This window comes from Natronomonas gomsonensis (assembly GCF_013391635.1).
Classification (GTDB): domain Archaea; phylum Halobacteriota; class Halobacteria; order Halobacteriales; family Haloarculaceae; genus Natronomonas; species Natronomonas gomsonensis_A.
Genome location: NZ_JACAWU010000002.1, coordinates 613363 through 629687 on the forward strand (window position 1 = coordinate 613363; position 16325 = coordinate 629687).

A 16325-nucleotide genomic window follows, 5' to 3' on the forward strand; every position below is an offset into this window, starting at 1 on the left:
GCTGTCTATGGCCGACCGCCCGACGCTGACGACGCTGTCTCTGTTCGGAGTCGTCTTCGTTGCCCAAACGGTCGGCGGCGCGGTCGGCGTGGAGTCGTGGGCGTTCGCCCTCGCGTTGCCGCTCGAACGTCATCCGTGGACGCTCTTCGTGAGCGTGTACGCCCACGGTGACCTCACGCATCTCGCCGCGAACGCTCTTGCACTCGCGGTCGTTGGACCGTTGGTCGCACGCGTGACGACACCGGCACGCTTTCACGTGTTCTTCCTCGCGACGGGGGCGTTGGCGGGCGTCACGCAGGTCGTCGCCACGGCGGTATTCGGTCCGTCGGCAGTACTCGGCGCCAGCGGTGCGATTTTCGCGCTGTTCGGCTACCTTCTCGTCGGGAATCGGGCGTCCGAGCGAGTGTTATCGTGGCTGCCGGTCGGTCGCCGCGGCCGACTCGCGGTGTTTCTGCTCTTGGCGGTCGGCGTCACGCTGGCGACGGCCAGCCCCGGAGTCGCCGTGGTCGCACACTTCGTCGGCTTCCTTCTCGGGGGCCTCTGTGGTCGGCGCCGTGTGCTCCACGTGGGGCACAGTCGGCCCGAAATTGGGTAAACCCTGATATGGGCGTAGCGGAACCGCGTCGTATGGTCAGATGGGGTGGGAATCGCGAAGGCGATTCACTGGGCGGTTTCACTCGGATTCGGAAACCCATCGAGGCGGCGGCGTTCTGGGCGGCCGTTCTCCTCCCGGTCGCCTACGTCCCGGTGCTCGCCGACGGCATCGGGGGAATCCAAGGGGCCGGCCTGTTCACGTCGCTCGTCGCCTTGCACCTTCTCGTCCTCGCCGTCGGCCACCGATACGGTCGGCCGTGACAGTCAGCCGACGATGTCGGTGTCCGCCGGCCCAGCAGCATCGAACTCCTCGACCAGCGCGTCGAGTTTCTCGGCGTCTCCGGCCGGCAGTTCCGCGTCGGCGGTCCGACACGGTTCGGTGACGCCCAATCGCTCACAGACGGCGTCGGAGACGGCTTCGGCCATCAACCGATACGTCGTCAGTTTGCCGCCGGTGACCGTCGTCAGCCTCGCTACGTCGTGGTCGTGCACCTGAAAGCCCCGAGAGGCGTCTCGACCCCGCCCGCCGTCGTCGCCCGCGTATAGGGGGCGGACGCCCCAGTACACGTCGACCACGTCGGCGTCGGCGACGGCGGGAACCATCGCGGCCCCCTCCGACAGCATCGCCTCGACGGCGGCCTCGTCGGTCGAGAACTCCTCGGGGTCTTCGACCGGCGTGCTGGTCGTCCCGAGGACGACGCGGTCCACGTGTGGAACGACGATGTCCCCGTCGTCCGGCGGCCGACAGCGGTTGACGACCGAATCGACGCCGCCAACGTCGACGGCGACCATGACGCCCATCGTCGGTGCCATAGGTACTTCGACGCCGGCGAGTTCGGCGATACGGCCGGCCCACGCGCCGCCCGCGTTGACTACGTGGTCGGCCTCGATTCGCTCGGCGTCGGTTTCGACGGCCGTGACCGTCCCCTCCGTGACGACGATGTCGGTCACAGGCGCGTTCGGACGTACATCGGCGCCGTGTTGTCGTGCGCTTTCGGCGGTCGCAGCGACGAGCCGGGAGGGGTAGATGACACCGTCGGGAACGCGGAAGGCACGCCTCACGTCCGAAGCGAGTTCCGGTTCGGTTTCGCGGGCGGCGTCGGCGGATAGCGTTTCCGTGGGCACGCCAACGTCTCGGCAAGCCTCGATGCGAGCGTCGAACGCGGCAGGGTCGTCGTCCGGCAGTTGGACGAACAGTCCCCCCGTTCGTTCGACTGCTTCGCCGGCGATATCCCGAAGCACGCGGCTCTCACGGATGCACTCGGCAGCGCCCTCCGGGTCGGCCGTCGCGTACCGGGCGCCGCTGTGCAACAGGCCGTGGGACCGGCCAGTCGTTCCGGCCCCGAGGCCGCCGCGCTCACACAGCACCACGTCGACGCCGCGCATCGCGAGGTCACGGGCGACACCGACCCCCGTCGCGCCACCGCCGATGACGACGACATCCGTCTCGGTCATGTCGTCGCCTTCGGACGCTGTGGTCTTGATAGCGTCGGGCGAGTGACCGACACTCCCTCGATGCATCCGAATCGGGAGACGCAACATCAAAGGCCGCGGCCCACTGTAGTTCGGCCATGTACGAGGGCGTCCACGCACACCCGGACGGTGAGGCGACCGTTGCGCGACTCGCGCGGACGGCCGCGGAGTACGGGTACGACGGCGTGGTCGTTCGGAACCACGGCGACGCCCAGGCCACCTACGACGCCGACCGAATCGAGTCGGTCTACGACATCGACGTGGCCTCCGGTATCGAAATCCGAACTGACGACGCCGGACAGGCCAGCGGCCTCATCGGGAACTACCGCTCGAAGCGGGACGTCGTCTGTGTTCACGGTGGCGACCTCAACCGCTTCGCCGTCGAGCAGGCGAAAGTCGACGTCCTCGCCCATCCGATGCGGGACGGCGACGTGAACCACGTCCTCGCGAAGGCGGCCGCCGAAAACGGCGTCCACCTCGAATTCAACTTCGGGCGGGTGCTTCGTGACGACGGCGGTCCCCGGGTACAGGCGATTCAGGGGCTTCGAAAGCTCCGGGAACTCGTTGAGCAGTACGACGTGCCGTACGTCGTATCCGCGGACGCGTCCTCGCATCTTGATTTGCGCGGTCCGCGGGAGTTACTTGCGGTCGGGGCGACCGTCGGCTTCGACAGGGAGGCCATCGAAACCGGGCTGTCCGCGTGGGGCGACATCGTCACGACGAACCGACAGCGGCGCTCCGAGACGTTCATAGAGCCGGGCGTCCGTATCGAAGAGCATGAAGAAGACGCTTGAGGAACACGCCGCGCGGTTCGACGAAGTGGCGCCGGAGTACGACGAGGAAAAGACCGAGGAGTACCGCGCCTGTGTCTCGCTCGTCGTCGAGTACGCCGACCCAACCGCCGAGGACACCGTTCTCGATTTGGGCTGTGGTACCGGCGCCATCGGGTTGGCCCTCGCCGAGGATGCCGGTCGCGTTCTCGGTCGGGACATCAGCGAGGGGATGATGGCAGAAGCCCGGGAGAAAGCCGAATCACGGGGTCTCGACAACGTCTCAATCGACGCGGGGACGTTCCGAGAGCCGAACGTCGAGGAGTCGGTCGACATCGTCGTCTCGAACTTCGCGATGCATCACCTCTCCGACGAGGAGAAACGGGCGGCAATCGAGGTCATCGCCGAACTCGGTCCCCGACGGTTCGTCCTCGGCGACGTGATGTTCTTCGGCGAACCGGACCCGGCGGATCCCTTCTACAGCCCCGAGGTCGACGACCCGGCCACGGTCGGCGTCCTCGCCAATGCACTCACCGACAGCGGGTTTTCGCTGACGGCCGTCGAGATGGTCCACGAGCAAGTCGGCGTGCTGGTGGCCGAACGAGTCGGCTAAGGCGGTTCAACAGAAGTCCGTCATCTCGTCGACGAACCGCTCGGCCCGGACGATTTTCGCATCGAGGTCCAGTTCGACGGCCTCGTGTTCGTAGTCGGCCTTCTTGCGGTAGGCCCGCATGCTGTTGAGGAACTGGGCTTCCTCCATCGGAATCTCTTCGACCATGACCACGTCCTCGGCGAAGTGTGAGGGAACGTGGTCCTCGTCTTCGGGGAGGTTCCCGCGTTCGGAGAGGACCGCCTGTGCGGCGTGAAACGCCGCGTAGTAGACACGGTTGACGACGCCGGCAGTCGAGGCGTCGTTGTCGTTGAGTATTCGGGCGTCCGCGAGTGCTTCACGGGCTTTCTCCAGTTCGGCGTCGGCGTACTCAGACATGGCTACCCCCGTCCGTCGCGGTCTCGGTGTCGTGTTCGGCACGTCCCGACTCGTTCGTGTCTCGTGACACATGTGTCTTCGATGAACAGTTTCCGTAATCAATCCCGCGGTTGTTGTCGGCAACGACCGCCGACTCTTTGTCGCTGCGTGACGTACGTGGGTCCGTGAAACACCTCCCGAAGCACCTGCGTCCGCGGTGGCGGTATCTGGCGGTCGGGTTGGAGTCGTGGCCCGAGGCCGACCTCGACCGGCGGTCGTTCCAGCGGGAGCTGTGGTTCGCCGCACAGAACCTCATCGGCGACGCTGGAAGCGCCGACCTCGACGGGTCGGTGCTGCACTTCCACTTCGAGGATGGCGACGGCGAAGCGGTCATCCGGGCCCGACGGGACGAAGTCGAACAGCTCCGGGCGGTGCTGGCGACCGTCGACGAAATCGACGGCCAGCCGCTGGGGGTGTTCGTCCGGGGCGTCAGCGGGACGGTCCGTGCGTGTGAGGAAAAGTATATAGGACGCCCGGGGGAAGAAATCGAAGAGAGAACCGTCGCGTTCGCCGACGCCGACCGACCCGCAGTCGTCCGGAACGACCGAGTCGACGTGGAACTCTCCGGCGGTAACGTGGGCGCGACAGCACTCGATATCCGCGACAACTAACAATGCAGGGACAATCGCAGCAGCAGGCGTACGACCGGGGGATTACCATCTTCTCCCCGGACGGCCGTCTGTACCAGGTCGAGTACGCGCGAGAGGCGGTCAAACGAGGCACGGCGTCCATCGGGATTCGGACGGCCGACGGGGTCGTGCTGGCGGTCGACAAGCGCATCCGCAGTCCGCTGATGGAGCGGACGAGCGTCGAGAAGATTCACAAAGCCGACGACCACATCGGCATCGCGAGCGCCGGCCACGTCGCCGACGCGCGCCAACTCATCGACTTCGCCCGCCGACAGGCGCAGGTGAACACCCTCCGCTACGGCGAACCCATCGGCGTCGAGACGCTGACGAAGGCCGTCACCGACCACATCCAGCAGTACACGCAGGTCGGTGGCGCCCGCCCCTTCGGCGTCGCACTCATCATCGGCGGCATCGAGGACGGCGAACCCCGCCTCTACGAGACCGACCCCTCGGGAACCCCCTACGAGTGGCAGGCCTTGGCCGTCGGTGCCGACCGCGGCGAAATCGAGGACTACCTCGAAGAGCACTACGACGAGGAGATGGACCTCGATTCGGGCGTCGCCCTCGCATTGGAAGCGCTGGCGTCAGTCAACGACGGCGAGTTGGCGCCGGAAGGCATCGGCGTCGCGACCATCTCCGTCGGCGACGAGCAGTTCCACGAACTCTCCGACGAGGAGACCGAGGCGCACCTCTCCGAACACGACCTGCTAGCGTCCGAGACGGACGAAGAGTAACCACTCGGAGCGCCGACCGCACTCGTTTTCGACGACGGCCGTAGCAAACACCTTTTAGCCCGGGCCGCGCGTACCGGGACACATGATATCCCTTGACGAGGCAGTAACCGCACGGCTCGAATCCCACGGCCAGCGGTTCGAAGTGCTCGTCGACCCCGACGCGGCGCTCACCATCAAACGCGACGAGTTCGACGGCGAACTAGAGGACGTAATCGCCGCTGAGGACGTCTTCGAGGACGCCTCCTCCGGCGACCGCCCGCCGGAGAGTTCCCTCGAGGAGGTGTTCGGAACCACGGACCCCCTCGAGATAATCCCGGAGGTCATCAAACGCGGGGAGATTCAGATTACGGCCGAACAGCGACGGGAGATGCAGGAACAGAAGCACAAACAGCTCGTCAACCAGATCGCCCGCAACGCGGTCAATCCCCAGATGGACGACGCTCCGCATCCACCGGAGCGAATCGAGCGCGCCTTAGAGGAGGCTGGCTTCCAGGTCGATCCGATGGAACCGGTCGAAAATCAGGTCGACGACGCTCTCGACGAACTTCGGCCGGTCATCCCGATTCGATTCGACGAAGTCGTTGTCGCCGTACAGGTTCCCGCCGACTACGCCGGCAGCGCCCAGGCCCAGATTCGACAGTTCGGCGAACTGCAACGCGAGGAGTGGCAGTCAGACGGGTCGTGGGTCGGCGTCCTGAAGTTCCCTGCGGGCCTCCAGAACGACTTCTACGAACTCGTCAACGAACACACCAGCGGGGAAGCCGAAACGCGAATCGTCAAAGACGAAGACGAAATCGGAACCCGCTGAACCGCGTTCGTCTGTCAGTCAGTAACACGATTACCCGGCGCTTAAATATCGCCGTCGCGTATCCCTCGGTGAGTGACAGGGACTAACGGAACGGCCGTCGTCGCGAAGCGAGTCGACGACGGCACACCCGACACCGAAGAAATCCGAGACCTCGCGCGTGCGGCCGGTTACACGGTCGTCGGTGAGGTGACCCAGACGAGAACCGAAGACCCCGCGCTCTGTCTCGGGGAGGGGAAAGTCGAGGAGTTGGCGGCACTCGTCGCCGAAACGGACGCGACGACGGTCGTCTTCGACAACCGCCTCGGACCGTATCAGACGTACAACCTCGGCAACAAACTGCCCGAGGGTGTCGAGGTGGTCGACCGGTTCAAGCTCATCCTCGATATCTTCGGCCAGCGGGCCCAGACCAAGAAGGCCCAACTCCAGGTCGAACTCGCGGAGTTGCGCTACGAGCTCCCGCGAGCGGAGGCGAAGGCCTCGCTCGCGAAACGCGACGAGCGGCCCGGGTTCATGGGGCTCGGCGAGTACGACGAGTCGCGCGAACGCGACATCAAGGCCCAGATTAGTCGCATCAGCGACGAACTGGAGCGCATCGAGCAGACCGAACAGCACCGCCGCGAACAGCGCCGGGAGTCGGGGTTCGACCTCGTGGCGCTGGCGGGCTACACCAACGCCGGGAAATCGACGCTGTTGCGCCGACTCGCGGCCGACCTCGACATCGACGAGAACGAGGGCCTTCATCCGGACCTCGATTCGACTGCCGAGTCGGAGAACCGACTGTTCACGACGCTGGGGACGACGACGCGGCGGGCGGAGTTCGACCGACGCGACGTGCTCGTCACCGACACGGTCGGCTTCATCTCCGATTTGCCACACTGGCTCGTCGAGTCGTTCAAATCGACGCTCTCGGAGGTGTACCGGGCCGACCTCGTGTTGCTCGTCGTCGACGTGTCCGACCCCATCGAAGAGATACGGGAGAAACTGGTGACGTGTCACGACACCCTCTACGAGCGCAACGAGGCGCCCATCGTCACCGTGTTGAACAAAATCGATGCGGTCGACGAGGAGGAACTCGAGCGCAAGAAGGAGGCGCTGTCAGCGCTGGCGCCGACGCCGGTCGCCATCAGCGCCAAGGAGGGCGAGAACATCGACGAACTCCGGGAGCGTATCGACCGCGAACTGCCGGACTGGCGCCGTGAGCGGCTCGTCGTCCCGATGACCGACGACACGATGAGCCTCGTTTCGTGGGTCCACGACCACGCCCACGTCGAGGACGTCGATTACGGCGACGAGGTAATCGTCGACTTCGAGGCGCGGCCGTCGATAATCGAGCAGGCCCGAGCGAAGGCCAGCGACCTCACGGCCGCACCGGTGGAGTAGTCCCAGTCGTTACGGTTTTCGGTGTTCGTTAGGTGTCTCCGAGCGTCCGTTTCTCCTTCGAAACCACCTCAACGTCCGAGATTCGCGTCCCGGGATACTGCCCGTCGGCGTCCTTTTCGGCAGCCTTCACCATGTCCCAGACGACGTTGAGGCCCGTCGTGACGCCCTCCAGTGCCTCCATCTCACAGCCCGTTTTTCCGGTGGTCTCGACGGCCACCTCAAGCGTTACCCGGTCGTCGGCCACGTCGAATGACGTGTCGACGTTCGTAATCGGAATCTGGTGACACATCGGAATCGTCTCCCAGGTGTGTTTGACCGCCTGAATGGCGCCGACGCGAGCGACGGCCAGTACGTCGCCCTTCGCGATGGCGTTCTCACGTATGGCGTCGACGGTCGATTCCTGAAGTCGAATGTGTCCGCGTGCGACCGCTCGACGCGCGGTGTCGGGCTTTTCGCCCACGTCGACCATCTGTGCGTCGCCGTCGTCGGTGACGTGCGTGAGGTCCGAATCGTCGCTCATATCTGCTCTTCCAATCGGCAGGGCGAAGAACCCACCGACAAGTTAGGCGTCGGGCCACAGTGCTCGCGGGAGCGCGTTGAGCAGGTCCGTCGCCACGAGCCCGTACCCCTGTTCGTCGACGACGATATCGCCGGAGCGACCGTTGGCGTAGGCGCCGACTGCACCGGCCGACAGTGGGTCGAGAACACAGGCGAGTGCGCCCGTGACACCCGCGAGTACGTCGCCGGTCCCACCGACGGTCATGCCGGGGTTACCGGTACGGTTGACGCGCGTCGTCTCGCCGTCGGAGATGATGTCGTAGGCACCCTTTACGAGCAGCGTGTGGCCGAGGTCAGCCCCGAAGGATTCGACGAGGTCGGCCCGTTCGCCCCAGTCGTCGGCCGTCTCTCCGCCCATCTTCCGAAGTTCGCCCTGATGTGGCGTACAGACGAGCGTAGCGTCGGTGTCGACTGACGGTACGACCTGCAGTGCATCGGCGTCGACGACTGCGGTTCCGGAGAAGGATTCGAGGAACGATTCGACGGCCGAAAGCGTCTCGTCGTGACTCCCGAGGCCGGGACCGAAGACGACCGTGTCGTGTCCGTCCGCCTCCGCCAGCAGCGAGTCAACGTGCTTGGGCGCGAGATACTCGCCGTCGAAGGGGCGAACGATGAGGTTCTCGCTGTACCCCTGTATCTCGCGGGCGACGGCCGACGGACAGGCGACGAAGGCGAGGTCGGCGCCGGCACGCAGCGCGGATTGGCCGGAGAGGGCCGGCGCGCCGGTGTAGGGTCCGCCACCGACGACGAGGACGCTCCCGAAGTCGCCCTTGTGGGCGGTTGGGTCCCGCGACAGGCGGAGGAGGTCACCGCGTTCGACGAACCGCTCGGCCGAATCGGGGATGCCGATGTCGGCAACGGTTACATCCGCGTCGACGTTCGACAGACCGGGTTTGTCGTCGTGGAAGGTGACGACGTGGTCGGCGTCGACTGCTGTGCCGACGGACTCGCCGGTGTCGGCGTCGACGCCCGAGGGCACGTCGACGGCGACGACGGGGGCGTCAGCCTCGTTGATGTCCTCGGCGGCGGTCGCTTCGGGTTCGCGAAGCGCGCCGGTCACGCCCGTCCCGAGCATCGCGTCGACGATGACGTCCGGGGAGCCGAAGTCGAGGTCTGCGGAGTCACGAACCTCTTCTGTGTCGAGTTCGGCCCGCTGGAGAGCCGCCCAGTTCTCCGCGGCGATGTCGGTCGTAATCGTCTCCGCGCGGCCGAGCAAATGGACCGACACGTCGTAGTCGTCGAGGAACCGCGCGGCGACGAACGCGTCGCCTCCGTTGTTGCCTCGGCCGCAGACGAGAGCCACTTCGTCGCCGAGGGCGGCCACATTGCGGACGACGCGGGCGACAGCGTTGCCGGACGACTCCATCAGCTGCTTTCGCGGGACGCCAAGCGCCTCGGCGTTCGCGTCGACGACGGCCATCTCCTCGCTCGTAATCATGGTACCCGCTTCGACCGCTCCGGCGGTAACTGTTGTGGGGCTACCAGCGAACCTCGAAGTCCGTGAGCCCCTCGGGGTCCTCGTACTCGACCTCGAGGTCGTCGACACGGGCGCGCGGACTGCCCGTGTGACACCACTCGACCATCTCCTCGACGGCCGCCGTCTCGCCTTCGAAGACCGCTTCGACGCGGCCGTCCTCGAGATTGCGGACCCAGCCATCGACGCCGACCTCCTTTGCGGTGTCGCGGGTGGTCGCCCGGTAGTAGACGCCCTGTACCTTTCCGGTGGCGAAGACGTGTGCTCGGGTACGGTCGCTCATGGAGGACCGTTCGTGACCGACCGCCAAAAACGCTCATCACGGTCGCCCCACGAGGAGGTCGTTCCGCCGGCCGATTCGGGATGGCTCGGTCGCGTCGAGACGGTCGGTTCTGTCGTCCCCCGAATCGGTGGCGGAGCCGGTGTCCGTCTGCCCCGTCGGATTCACGTACCGACAGACGAGATAGTTCGGCCCGCGGCCGAGCGCCTTCGTCGCACACAGCGGGGCGAGAGTCAGGTCGGTCGCTCCGAAGGAATCGGGGAGGTCACCGTCGAGGCAGACGACGACCGCGTCGTCGGCCGCAGGTGCGCGGTGAGTTCCGTCGAGGTCGCGTTCGACGGTCAGCGAAACCGGCCAACTGTCGTCGGGTTGAGCGTCCATCGAGTACGGTTGTCCGCGTTTCAGTTCATAAACCTTCGGCGACTACTCTCCGCCAGCACGGAGGTAGTGGAACACGTAGGTTTGGGCGTATCCGGCGTACCGTTCGCCGAACTGTTCGCGGATGGCTCGGGAGGTGTCGGTGTAGTTGCCGCGCTCGCAGTCCGGGTAGTGGTCCTCGATGGCGGTTCGAATCCACGTGTCCAGCGGCACGGCTTCCAGATAGCCCAGCGAGAAGAGCAACACGCAGTCGGCGACCTTCTCTCCGACGCCGACGAACCGAGTGAGCGACTCGCGGGCGGACTCGTAGTCGAGTTCACGCGCCTCCTCTGGGTGAGCCTCGCCGTCGGCGACCATCTCGGCGGTACGCTGGACGTAGGGGGCGCGATACCCCAACGAGAGGTCCCGGAGTTCCGCTTCGGTCGCCGCCGCCAACTCCTCGGCGGTCGGGAAGGCGGCGTACGTCTCCCCATCGAAAGCTACCGTCTCGCCGTAGGTTTCGGCCAACGCCGTCTGCATGCCGTGAATACGGGCGACTCGCATCTGGGCCGAACAGATGAACGAGACGAGACACGCGAAGGAGGGGTCCCGGACGAGACGCATTCCGCGGTAGGCGTCGTAGGCGCGGTCGACGAGGTCGTCTTCCGGCGTCGCCCCGATGATGGCGTCGAGGTCGTCGTCCAGTCGGAGGAGTTCTTCGAGGTGTCGGTAGGCGTTCGGCGTCGAAGCTTCCCACTCGAGTCGACCGTCGGTCTGTCGCGCGCGGAGGACTTCCGGCTCGTTCGTCTCGGTCTCCGTCGACGGAAGCACGGTGTAGTACCACGCCTCGCCACCGTGGGCGTCCATTCGGTCGTACATCCGACCGTCCTCGCGTCGCCACAGGTACGACTGTCCGCTCTCGACGGTCGCCTGTAAATCGAAACCTCCGTCGAGTTCGTCGACGAAAATGTCCCCCGTGTCCATGTGTATTTCACGCGACGGGAGGGCTTCGGCCTTTCGAGTCGCGGCCGGTTCTCTCACCCGAATTCCGGTGTGGGCGAAGGTTCTTTGCGATGGGGGTGTAATACCATACCATGGACTGTCGAGTCGTCGTCGAAGCCGCAGTGCCGGTGTACGACGTAGCCACGGCGGACGAGGCGGTGCGAATCGCCATCTCGAAGACGGGGGCGATGTTGAATCCCGACCTCAACTACGTCGAAATCAACATGGGGAGTCGCTCCTGTCCGCACTGTGAGGAGTCACTCGAACCGGCGTTCATCGCGGCTGACGAGGGGCTAGTCGCCCTCGAATTGGAGATGACAGTCTTCAACGTCGAACGCAACCAACACGCCGCCCGCATCGCTCGCAAGGAAATCGGTCAACGGCTCGACAATATCCCACTGGAGGTACTCGAAGTCGAGGTCATCGAATCCGAGGACGAAGAGTCGAGTGGGGAAGACGAAAACGACGGCAGCGAGACGAGCGAGGCCGACGAGTCGCCAGAAACTGGCGATGTCGAAAGCAAAGCGGAGACGGACGAAGACGACGACGTACTGCCGGAGTTCGAGGAGCTAATCGACGAGTAGCGCGGCCGCTTACCGGTCGCTGGATGTGAGAATCCGGGTTGTGTCGGCCGAATTAATCCGCGGTCGCAGAAACGGGCTGTTCGGTTTCGCTCTCCATTTCTTCGGTGATGCCGTCCGCGAGCGCGAAGACGGCTGCTTTGTGGTCGGTTTTCGATTTGTGAATCGATGTCGGTCGGACACCGAGTTCGCTGTACTTGACGTGGTCGACTTCACACTCTACCATCTGCTCGTAGTGGTTACAAACCTCCGCAAGCAGGCCGTGGAGATGAATGAGCTCCTGCTTCTTCATGGTCAATTGCGCGTAGCGACTCGGGACATATAGAACTATCCTGACACAGGTTAACACACAACGCCGTTTCAGGCCCCGTGCGTAACGTTACCAATAGTTTCGGAATTTAGTGGAACTTGATTCCACCTGTAAGATTTTTCGGGCCGGGCGTCGTACCGTCCGGTATGGATTACGAGAAGCAACTCGACCGAGCAATCGAGGAGACCCCCGACATCGAGGGAACGTCGAGTCGGTTCTCGCTGCCGGACCCGGAGATTCGACAGGAGGGTTCGGCAACCGTCTACGAGAACTTCCAGTCGACGCTGAACACGCTCGACCGCGAGGCCGACCACGTGATGAAGTACCTCCAAAACGAACTCGGGACGAGTGCGAACATCGACGACCGCGGCCGGCTACGCCTCAAAGGGGAGTTCCGCCAGGAGCGCGTCCGGGAGGCGATGGAGGAGTACGCCGACGGCTACGTCCTCTGTTCGGAGTGCGGTCTCCCCGACACGCGCATCGAGAAGGAAAACGGCGCGGAGATCCTGCGGTGTGAAGCCTGCGGTGCCCGTTCGGCGACCGGGGAGTGACGCGGACGCTCCGGGCGGCGCTGCTATCGGGCCGTCCCGTCCACGCCACCTAAGAGCCCCGAGGCCGTACTGCCGTCCATGAGCGAATGGCGCGATATGGTCGTCGGCGACCGAATGAACGTCGACAGTGAGTTCGCACCCCGAATCGATAACTCCCCGTTCTCCCGACAGGAGTGGGGGCTCATCATGACGGCGACGTCCTTCGAAATCGAGAACGCCGACGACGAGGCGGCCGCCCGAATCGTCGCCGACACCTCCGACCTCCCGACGGTGATGCCGGAACTGGAGAACGTCGCGAACATGGGGCCGATGGGCCAGCCGCCGAGCGACGACAGCGGTGGCGGACTCCTCGATTCGGTGTTCGACGCCATCGGTCTCGGTGGCGGAGGCGACGGCGGCGACGAAATCGATGCCGAGAAACTGCAGGCTGCAGAGGAACTCGTCACAGCCTACGCCGAGGAACTGCAGGCTCACCTCGAAGCCGAAGGTCGGTGGGGAGAAGTCCGTGCCACCGCGGCCACGGAACGGGCGGAGTAGTTACAGTTCGTCGACGATAGCTGCGGTCACGTCCTCGGTGGAGGCCGACCCGCCGAGGTCCGGCGTCCGCGGTCCCGACTCCAGAACGCTCTCGACGGCTGTACGAACCGACGTTGCTTCCTCACCGTAGCCGAGGTGTTCGAGCAGCATCGCGGCCGACAGAATCGTCGCTGCGGGGTTGGCGATACCCTCGCCGGCGATGTCCGGCGCCGAGCCGTGAACCGGCTCGAACAGCGCGTTGTCGTCGCCGACGTTGGCACTCGGCAGCAAGCCGAGGCCGCCGACGAGTCCAGCCGCGAGGTCCGACAGCATGTCGCCCGCGAGGTTCGGACAGATGACGACGCCGTACTCCTCGGGACGGAGCAGGAGGTGCATCGCGAGAGCGTCCATCAGCGCGTCGTCGTAGTCGACCCCGCGGTCGTCGCCGACCGCGCGCGCCGCGTCGAGGAACTGCCCGTCGGTGACCCGCATCACGTTCGCCTTGTGGGCGAGAGTCACGTCGTCGTAGCCGTTGGCTTCGGCGTACTCGAAGCCGTACTCGGCGATGCGGCGGGAGGCGTCTTCGGTGATGACGCGGGTCAGCGTCGTCACACCGTCGGCGATTTCCGACTCGATGCCGGAGTAGACGCCCTCGGTGTTCTCCCGGACGAACACGAGGTCCGTCTCGGGCCGAAGCGCGTCGACGCCAGGATACGCACGGGCAGGGCGGATGTTGGCGAACGAGCCGACGGCCTCCCGTAGCGGGAGAATCACGTCGGCGGCTGACTCGCCTGCGGCGCCGAACAGTGTCGCGTCCGCGCCGGCTGCGAGGTCGTAGGTCTCCTCGGGGAGCGCCTCGCCGGTCGATTCGAGGACGTGGTCGCCGGCCTCGGCTTTGACGAACTCGAAGTCTGCGACTGCATCCAGCACATCGACGGCGGCGGGAACGACCTCCTGACCGATTCCGTCGCCAGGGATGACGACGATTTCCTCAGTCATCGGCCTGGCCCGTCCGGGGTTCGGGGTCCTCGACGTACGGCAGGGAGGCCGCGGTGTCCGCGATGGCCTGTGTGTTGGACTTCATCAGCGCCGTCGTGTCCCAGATGCCCTCGACGAGGGCTTTCCGCTGGGCATCGTCGACGGTCACCTCGACGACCCGGTCGTCGTAGGAGACTGTCTCCGCCTCGACGTCGATTTCGATGTCGGCGTCGGGGTACTTCTCGACGTAGTCCTGCAGTTCCTCGATGGTCTCGGTGTCGGCAGTGACGGTCGGGACGCCCAACGCGAGGCAGTTCCCTGCGAAAATCTCGGCGAAGGACTCGCCGATGATGGCGTCGATTCCCCACCGCTGTAGGGCCTGCGGGGCGTGCTCGCGAGAGGAGCCACAGCCGAAGTTGGAGTTGACGACCAAGACGTTGGCGTCCTGGTACTGCTCCTCGTTGAACGGGTGGTCCTTCTCGTTGTCCTCGTCGTCGAAGCGCTGGTCGAAGAAGGCGAACTCGCCGAGGCCGTCGAAGGTGACGACCTTCATGAACCGCGCCGGGATGATTTGGTCAGTGTCGATGTCATTGCCGCGGACGGGGATGCCGGTCCCCTCGACGTAGTCGACGCTCGGAATCTCTTCGCTCATGCTTCCACCTCCGCTTTGGGCAGTTCACGCACGTCGGTCACTTCACCGGTGACCGCCGCCGCAGCGACCATCTCGGGACTCATCAGGACGGTCCGTCCGTCCTTCGAACCCTGTCGGCCGACGAAGTTCCGGTTCGAGGAGGAGGCACACGCCTCGTCACCCTCCAGTTGGTCATCGTTCATGCCGAGACACATCGAACAGCCGGCTTCACGCCAGTCGAAGCCGGCCTCTTTGAAGACCTCATCGAGGCCCTCGGCCTCGGCGGCGGCCTTCACGCGCTGGCTGCCGGGAACGACCATCCCACGGACGGAGTCGTCGACTTCTCGACCTTTGACGATTTCCGCCGCCGCACGCAGGTCGGGGAGTCGGGCGTTCGTACACGAGCCGAGGAAGGCCACGTCGATGTCGTAGCCTTCCATCGTCTGGCCGGGTTCGACGCGCATGTGCTCTTGGGCGCGTCGGGCGGTGTCCTGTTTGTCGGCGGGCAGGTCCTCGGGCGCGGGAATCTCCTCGGAGATGCCGATGCCCTGTCCGGGCGTGGTCCCCCACGTGACGACGGGCTCGATCTCCGAGCCGTCGATAGTAACCACGTCGTCGTACTCGGCGTCGTCGTCGGATTTGATGGACTCCCAGTAGGGCTTCAGTTCCTCGAAGCGCTCGGGGTCGTCCTTGAACTCGTCCGTCTCCGCCAGCCACTCGTAGGTGGTCTCGTCGGGGTTGACGTAGCCCGCCCGAGCGCCGCCCTCGATGGACATGTTACAGATGCTCATTCGACCCTCCATGCCGAGGCTCTCGATTGCCTCGCCGGCGTACTCGTAGACGTAGCCGACGCCGCCGTCGGTGCCGAGCCGTCGGATGATGGTCAGGATGATGTCCTTGGCGGTGACGCCCTCACCGAGTTCGCCGGTGACCTCGATTTTGCGGACCTTCTTCTTCTCCATGGCGACGGTCTGGGTCGCCAGCACGTCCCGAATCTGGGAGGTGCCGATGCCGAACGCCAGAGCGCCGAATGCGCCGTGTGTGGAGGTGTGGCTGTCCCCACAGACGATGGTCTTGCCAGGTTGGGTGATACCCTGCTCCGGCCCGATGACGTGGACGATACCCTGATTGCCCGTCGTCGGGTCGTCGAGTTGGATGCCCGCCTCGCGGACGTTCTCTTCGAGTTCGGCCATCATCTCTTCTGCGGCCTCGTTGTCCAGCGGCCGCGATTGGTCGCCGGTCGGGACGATGTGGTCGACGGTGGCGTGGGTCAGGTCCGGACGGGCGACTTCGATGTCGCGCTCTCGGAGCATCCCGAACGCCTGCGGACTGGTCACCTCGTGGATGAGGTGCAGGCCGACGAACAGCTGGTCCTGTCCGTTCGGCAGGGTCGTCACCTTGTGTCGGTCCCAGACCTTGTCGTACAGCGTCCCGTCACTCATCGTTTACACCACGGTCGTAGGCGCGTTGTGCGCCGTCGCTGTCGCCCGGCGGCGTGTGGCTCACGTCGCCCAGCGTTTCGGTTTTCTCGGGGACTGCCTCCGCGGCGCCGCCGTCGGCGGCAATGGTCTGCCCACGGCTGTACGTCTGTGTGCTGCCGAACACCTCGCCTGTGATGGGGTTGGTGTGGCTCATCTCGCCCAGTGTGTCGTTGTCGTCTGTCATATCTCCG

The 16325-nt window shown here is 65.3% G+C and carries 23 protein-coding genes; 11 read left to right on the forward strand and 12 right to left on the reverse strand.

Going from position 1 to position 16325, the window contains the following annotated elements:
- Window positions 1-7 precede the first annotated feature (7 nt).
- The gene (locus HWX69_RS11590; protein ID WP_178917260.1) at window positions 8-595 is read left to right on the forward strand and encodes a rhomboid family intramembrane serine protease; all 588 of its coding nucleotides are present in this window, start codon (window positions 8-10) and stop codon (window positions 593-595) included.
- A gap of 32 nt (window positions 596-627) precedes the next feature.
- Window positions 628-855 (forward strand): hypothetical protein, encoded by a 228-nt coding sequence (locus tag HWX69_RS11595; protein WP_178917261.1) that lies wholly within the window; start codon window positions 628-630, stop codon window positions 853-855.
- A gap of 3 nt (window positions 856-858) precedes the next feature.
- Here HWX69_RS11595 and HWX69_RS11600 read toward each other — a convergent pair whose 3' ends face one another.
- Window positions 859-2049, reverse strand: coding sequence for an FAD-dependent oxidoreductase (locus HWX69_RS11600; protein ID WP_178917262.1), 1191 nt, complete (start codon window positions 2047-2049; stop codon window positions 859-861).
- Between the two features lie 116 nt (window positions 2050-2165).
- Between HWX69_RS11600 and HWX69_RS11605 the strand changes: the two genes are divergently transcribed.
- Window positions 2166-2861: an RNase P subunit p30 family protein gene (locus tag HWX69_RS11605; RefSeq protein WP_178917263.1), complete on the forward strand. Its 696-nt coding sequence runs from the start codon at window positions 2166-2168 to the stop codon at window positions 2859-2861.
- Entirely contained in the window at window positions 2845-3450 is a 606-nt protein-coding gene (locus HWX69_RS11610) for a class I SAM-dependent methyltransferase (protein WP_178917264.1), read from the forward strand. The genes HWX69_RS11605 and HWX69_RS11610 overlap by 17 nt, the downstream gene beginning before the upstream one ends.
- A 6-nt stretch (window positions 3451-3456) precedes the next feature.
- Here the strand turns inward: HWX69_RS11610 and HWX69_RS11615 are convergent, their stop codons facing one another.
- Complete coding sequence (locus HWX69_RS11615) at window positions 3457-3825, reverse strand: HEPN domain-containing protein (RefSeq protein WP_178917265.1); 369 nt, start codon at window positions 3823-3825, stop codon at window positions 3457-3459.
- A gap of 164 nt (window positions 3826-3989) precedes the next feature.
- Between HWX69_RS11615 and HWX69_RS11620 the strand changes: the two genes are divergently transcribed.
- The 4 genes from HWX69_RS11620 (at window position 3990) to hflX (ending at window position 7415) form a co-directional block, all read left to right on the forward strand.
- Window positions 3990-4475: an Rpp14/Pop5 family protein gene (locus HWX69_RS11620; RefSeq protein ID WP_178917266.1), complete on the forward strand. Its 486-nt coding sequence runs from the start codon at window positions 3990-3992 to the stop codon at window positions 4473-4475.
- Window positions 4476-4477: 2 nt separating this feature from the next.
- Window positions 4478-5227 carry an archaeal proteasome endopeptidase complex subunit alpha gene (gene psmA, locus HWX69_RS11625; RefSeq protein WP_178917267.1) on the forward strand — a complete coding sequence of 250 codons (750 nt, stop codon included), beginning with the start codon at window positions 4478-4480 and terminating at the stop codon, window positions 5225-5227.
- A gap of 82 nt (window positions 5228-5309) precedes the next feature.
- The gene (locus HWX69_RS11630) at window positions 5310-6035 is read left to right on the forward strand and encodes a ribosome assembly factor SBDS (RefSeq protein ID WP_178917268.1); all 726 of its coding nucleotides are present in this window, start codon (window positions 5310-5312) and stop codon (window positions 6033-6035) included.
- 72 nt (window positions 6036-6107) lie between these two features.
- The gene (hflX, locus tag HWX69_RS11635; RefSeq protein ID WP_178917269.1) at window positions 6108-7415 is read left to right on the forward strand and encodes a GTPase HflX; all 1308 of its coding nucleotides are present in this window, start codon (window positions 6108-6110) and stop codon (window positions 7413-7415) included.
- A gap of 28 nt (window positions 7416-7443) precedes the next feature.
- On the opposite strand, the gene moaC is transcribed toward hflX, so the two are convergent.
- From moaC to HWX69_RS11660, 5 genes are read right to left on the reverse strand one after another with little or no spacing between them, the layout of a single operon-like run.
- Complete coding sequence (gene moaC, locus HWX69_RS11640; RefSeq protein ID WP_178917270.1) at window positions 7444-7935, reverse strand: cyclic pyranopterin monophosphate synthase MoaC; 492 nt, start codon at window positions 7933-7935, stop codon at window positions 7444-7446.
- A gap of 42 nt (window positions 7936-7977) precedes the next feature.
- Window positions 7978-9411 (reverse strand): NAD(P)H-hydrate dehydratase, encoded by a 1434-nt coding sequence (locus tag HWX69_RS11645; RefSeq protein WP_178917271.1) that lies wholly within the window; start codon window positions 9409-9411, stop codon window positions 7978-7980.
- A 40-nt stretch (window positions 9412-9451) separates the two neighbouring features.
- On the reverse strand, window positions 9452-9730 hold the full coding sequence (locus tag HWX69_RS11650) for an acylphosphatase (RefSeq protein WP_178917272.1): 279 nt from the start codon (window positions 9728-9730) through the stop codon (window positions 9452-9454).
- 36 nt (window positions 9731-9766) lie between these two features.
- Window positions 9767-10108 (reverse strand): hypothetical protein, encoded by a 342-nt coding sequence (locus HWX69_RS11655; protein ID WP_178917273.1) that lies wholly within the window; start codon window positions 10106-10108, stop codon window positions 9767-9769.
- A 42-nt stretch (window positions 10109-10150) separates the two neighbouring features.
- Complete coding sequence (locus tag HWX69_RS11660) at window positions 10151-11068, reverse strand: DNA-3-methyladenine glycosylase family protein (protein WP_178917274.1); 918 nt, start codon at window positions 11066-11068, stop codon at window positions 10151-10153.
- Between the two features lie 110 nt (window positions 11069-11178).
- On the opposite strand from HWX69_RS11660, the gene HWX69_RS11665 reads away from it, so the two are divergent.
- On the forward strand, window positions 11179-11670 hold the full coding sequence (locus HWX69_RS11665; protein ID WP_178917275.1) for a DUF555 domain-containing protein: 492 nt from the start codon (window positions 11179-11181) through the stop codon (window positions 11668-11670).
- A gap of 52 nt (window positions 11671-11722) precedes the next feature.
- On the opposite strand, the gene HWX69_RS11670 is transcribed toward HWX69_RS11665, so the two are convergent.
- On the reverse strand, window positions 11723-11959 hold the full coding sequence (locus HWX69_RS11670; RefSeq protein WP_156708981.1) for a UPF0058 family protein: 237 nt from the start codon (window positions 11957-11959) through the stop codon (window positions 11723-11725).
- A 164-nt stretch (window positions 11960-12123) separates the two neighbouring features.
- On the opposite strand from HWX69_RS11670, the gene HWX69_RS11675 reads away from it, so the two are divergent.
- Window positions 12124-12528, forward strand: coding sequence for a translation initiation factor IF-2 subunit beta (locus tag HWX69_RS11675; protein WP_178917276.1), 405 nt, complete (start codon window positions 12124-12126; stop codon window positions 12526-12528).
- 78 nt (window positions 12529-12606) lie between these two features.
- Window positions 12607-13065, forward strand: a complete 459-nt coding sequence (locus HWX69_RS11680; protein ID WP_178917277.1) for a DUF5799 family protein — start codon at window positions 12607-12609, stop codon at window positions 13063-13065.
- Here HWX69_RS11680 and HWX69_RS11685 read toward each other — a convergent pair whose 3' ends face one another.
- Genes HWX69_RS11685 through HWX69_RS11700 form a run of 4 tightly spaced genes read right to left on the reverse strand, consistent with a single transcriptional unit; the run spans window position 13066 to window position 16318 of the window.
- Complete coding sequence (locus HWX69_RS11685) at window positions 13066-14043, reverse strand: isocitrate/isopropylmalate family dehydrogenase (RefSeq protein WP_178917278.1); 978 nt, start codon at window positions 14041-14043, stop codon at window positions 13066-13068. It abuts the gene before it with no gap.
- Window positions 14036-14674: a 3-isopropylmalate dehydratase small subunit gene (gene leuD / locus HWX69_RS11690; protein ID WP_178917279.1), complete on the reverse strand. Its 639-nt coding sequence runs from the start codon at window positions 14672-14674 to the stop codon at window positions 14036-14038. Before leuD ends, HWX69_RS11685 begins: the two co-directional genes overlap by 8 nt.
- On the reverse strand, window positions 14671-16095 hold the full coding sequence (gene leuC, locus HWX69_RS11695) for a 3-isopropylmalate dehydratase large subunit (RefSeq protein ID WP_178917280.1): 1425 nt from the start codon (window positions 16093-16095) through the stop codon (window positions 14671-14673). Before leuC ends, leuD begins: the two co-directional genes overlap by 4 nt.
- Window positions 16088-16318 (reverse strand): hypothetical protein, encoded by a 231-nt coding sequence (locus HWX69_RS11700; protein WP_178917281.1) that lies wholly within the window; start codon window positions 16316-16318, stop codon window positions 16088-16090. Before HWX69_RS11700 ends, leuC begins: the two co-directional genes overlap by 8 nt.
- Between the last annotated feature and the right edge of the window lie 7 nt (window positions 16319-16325).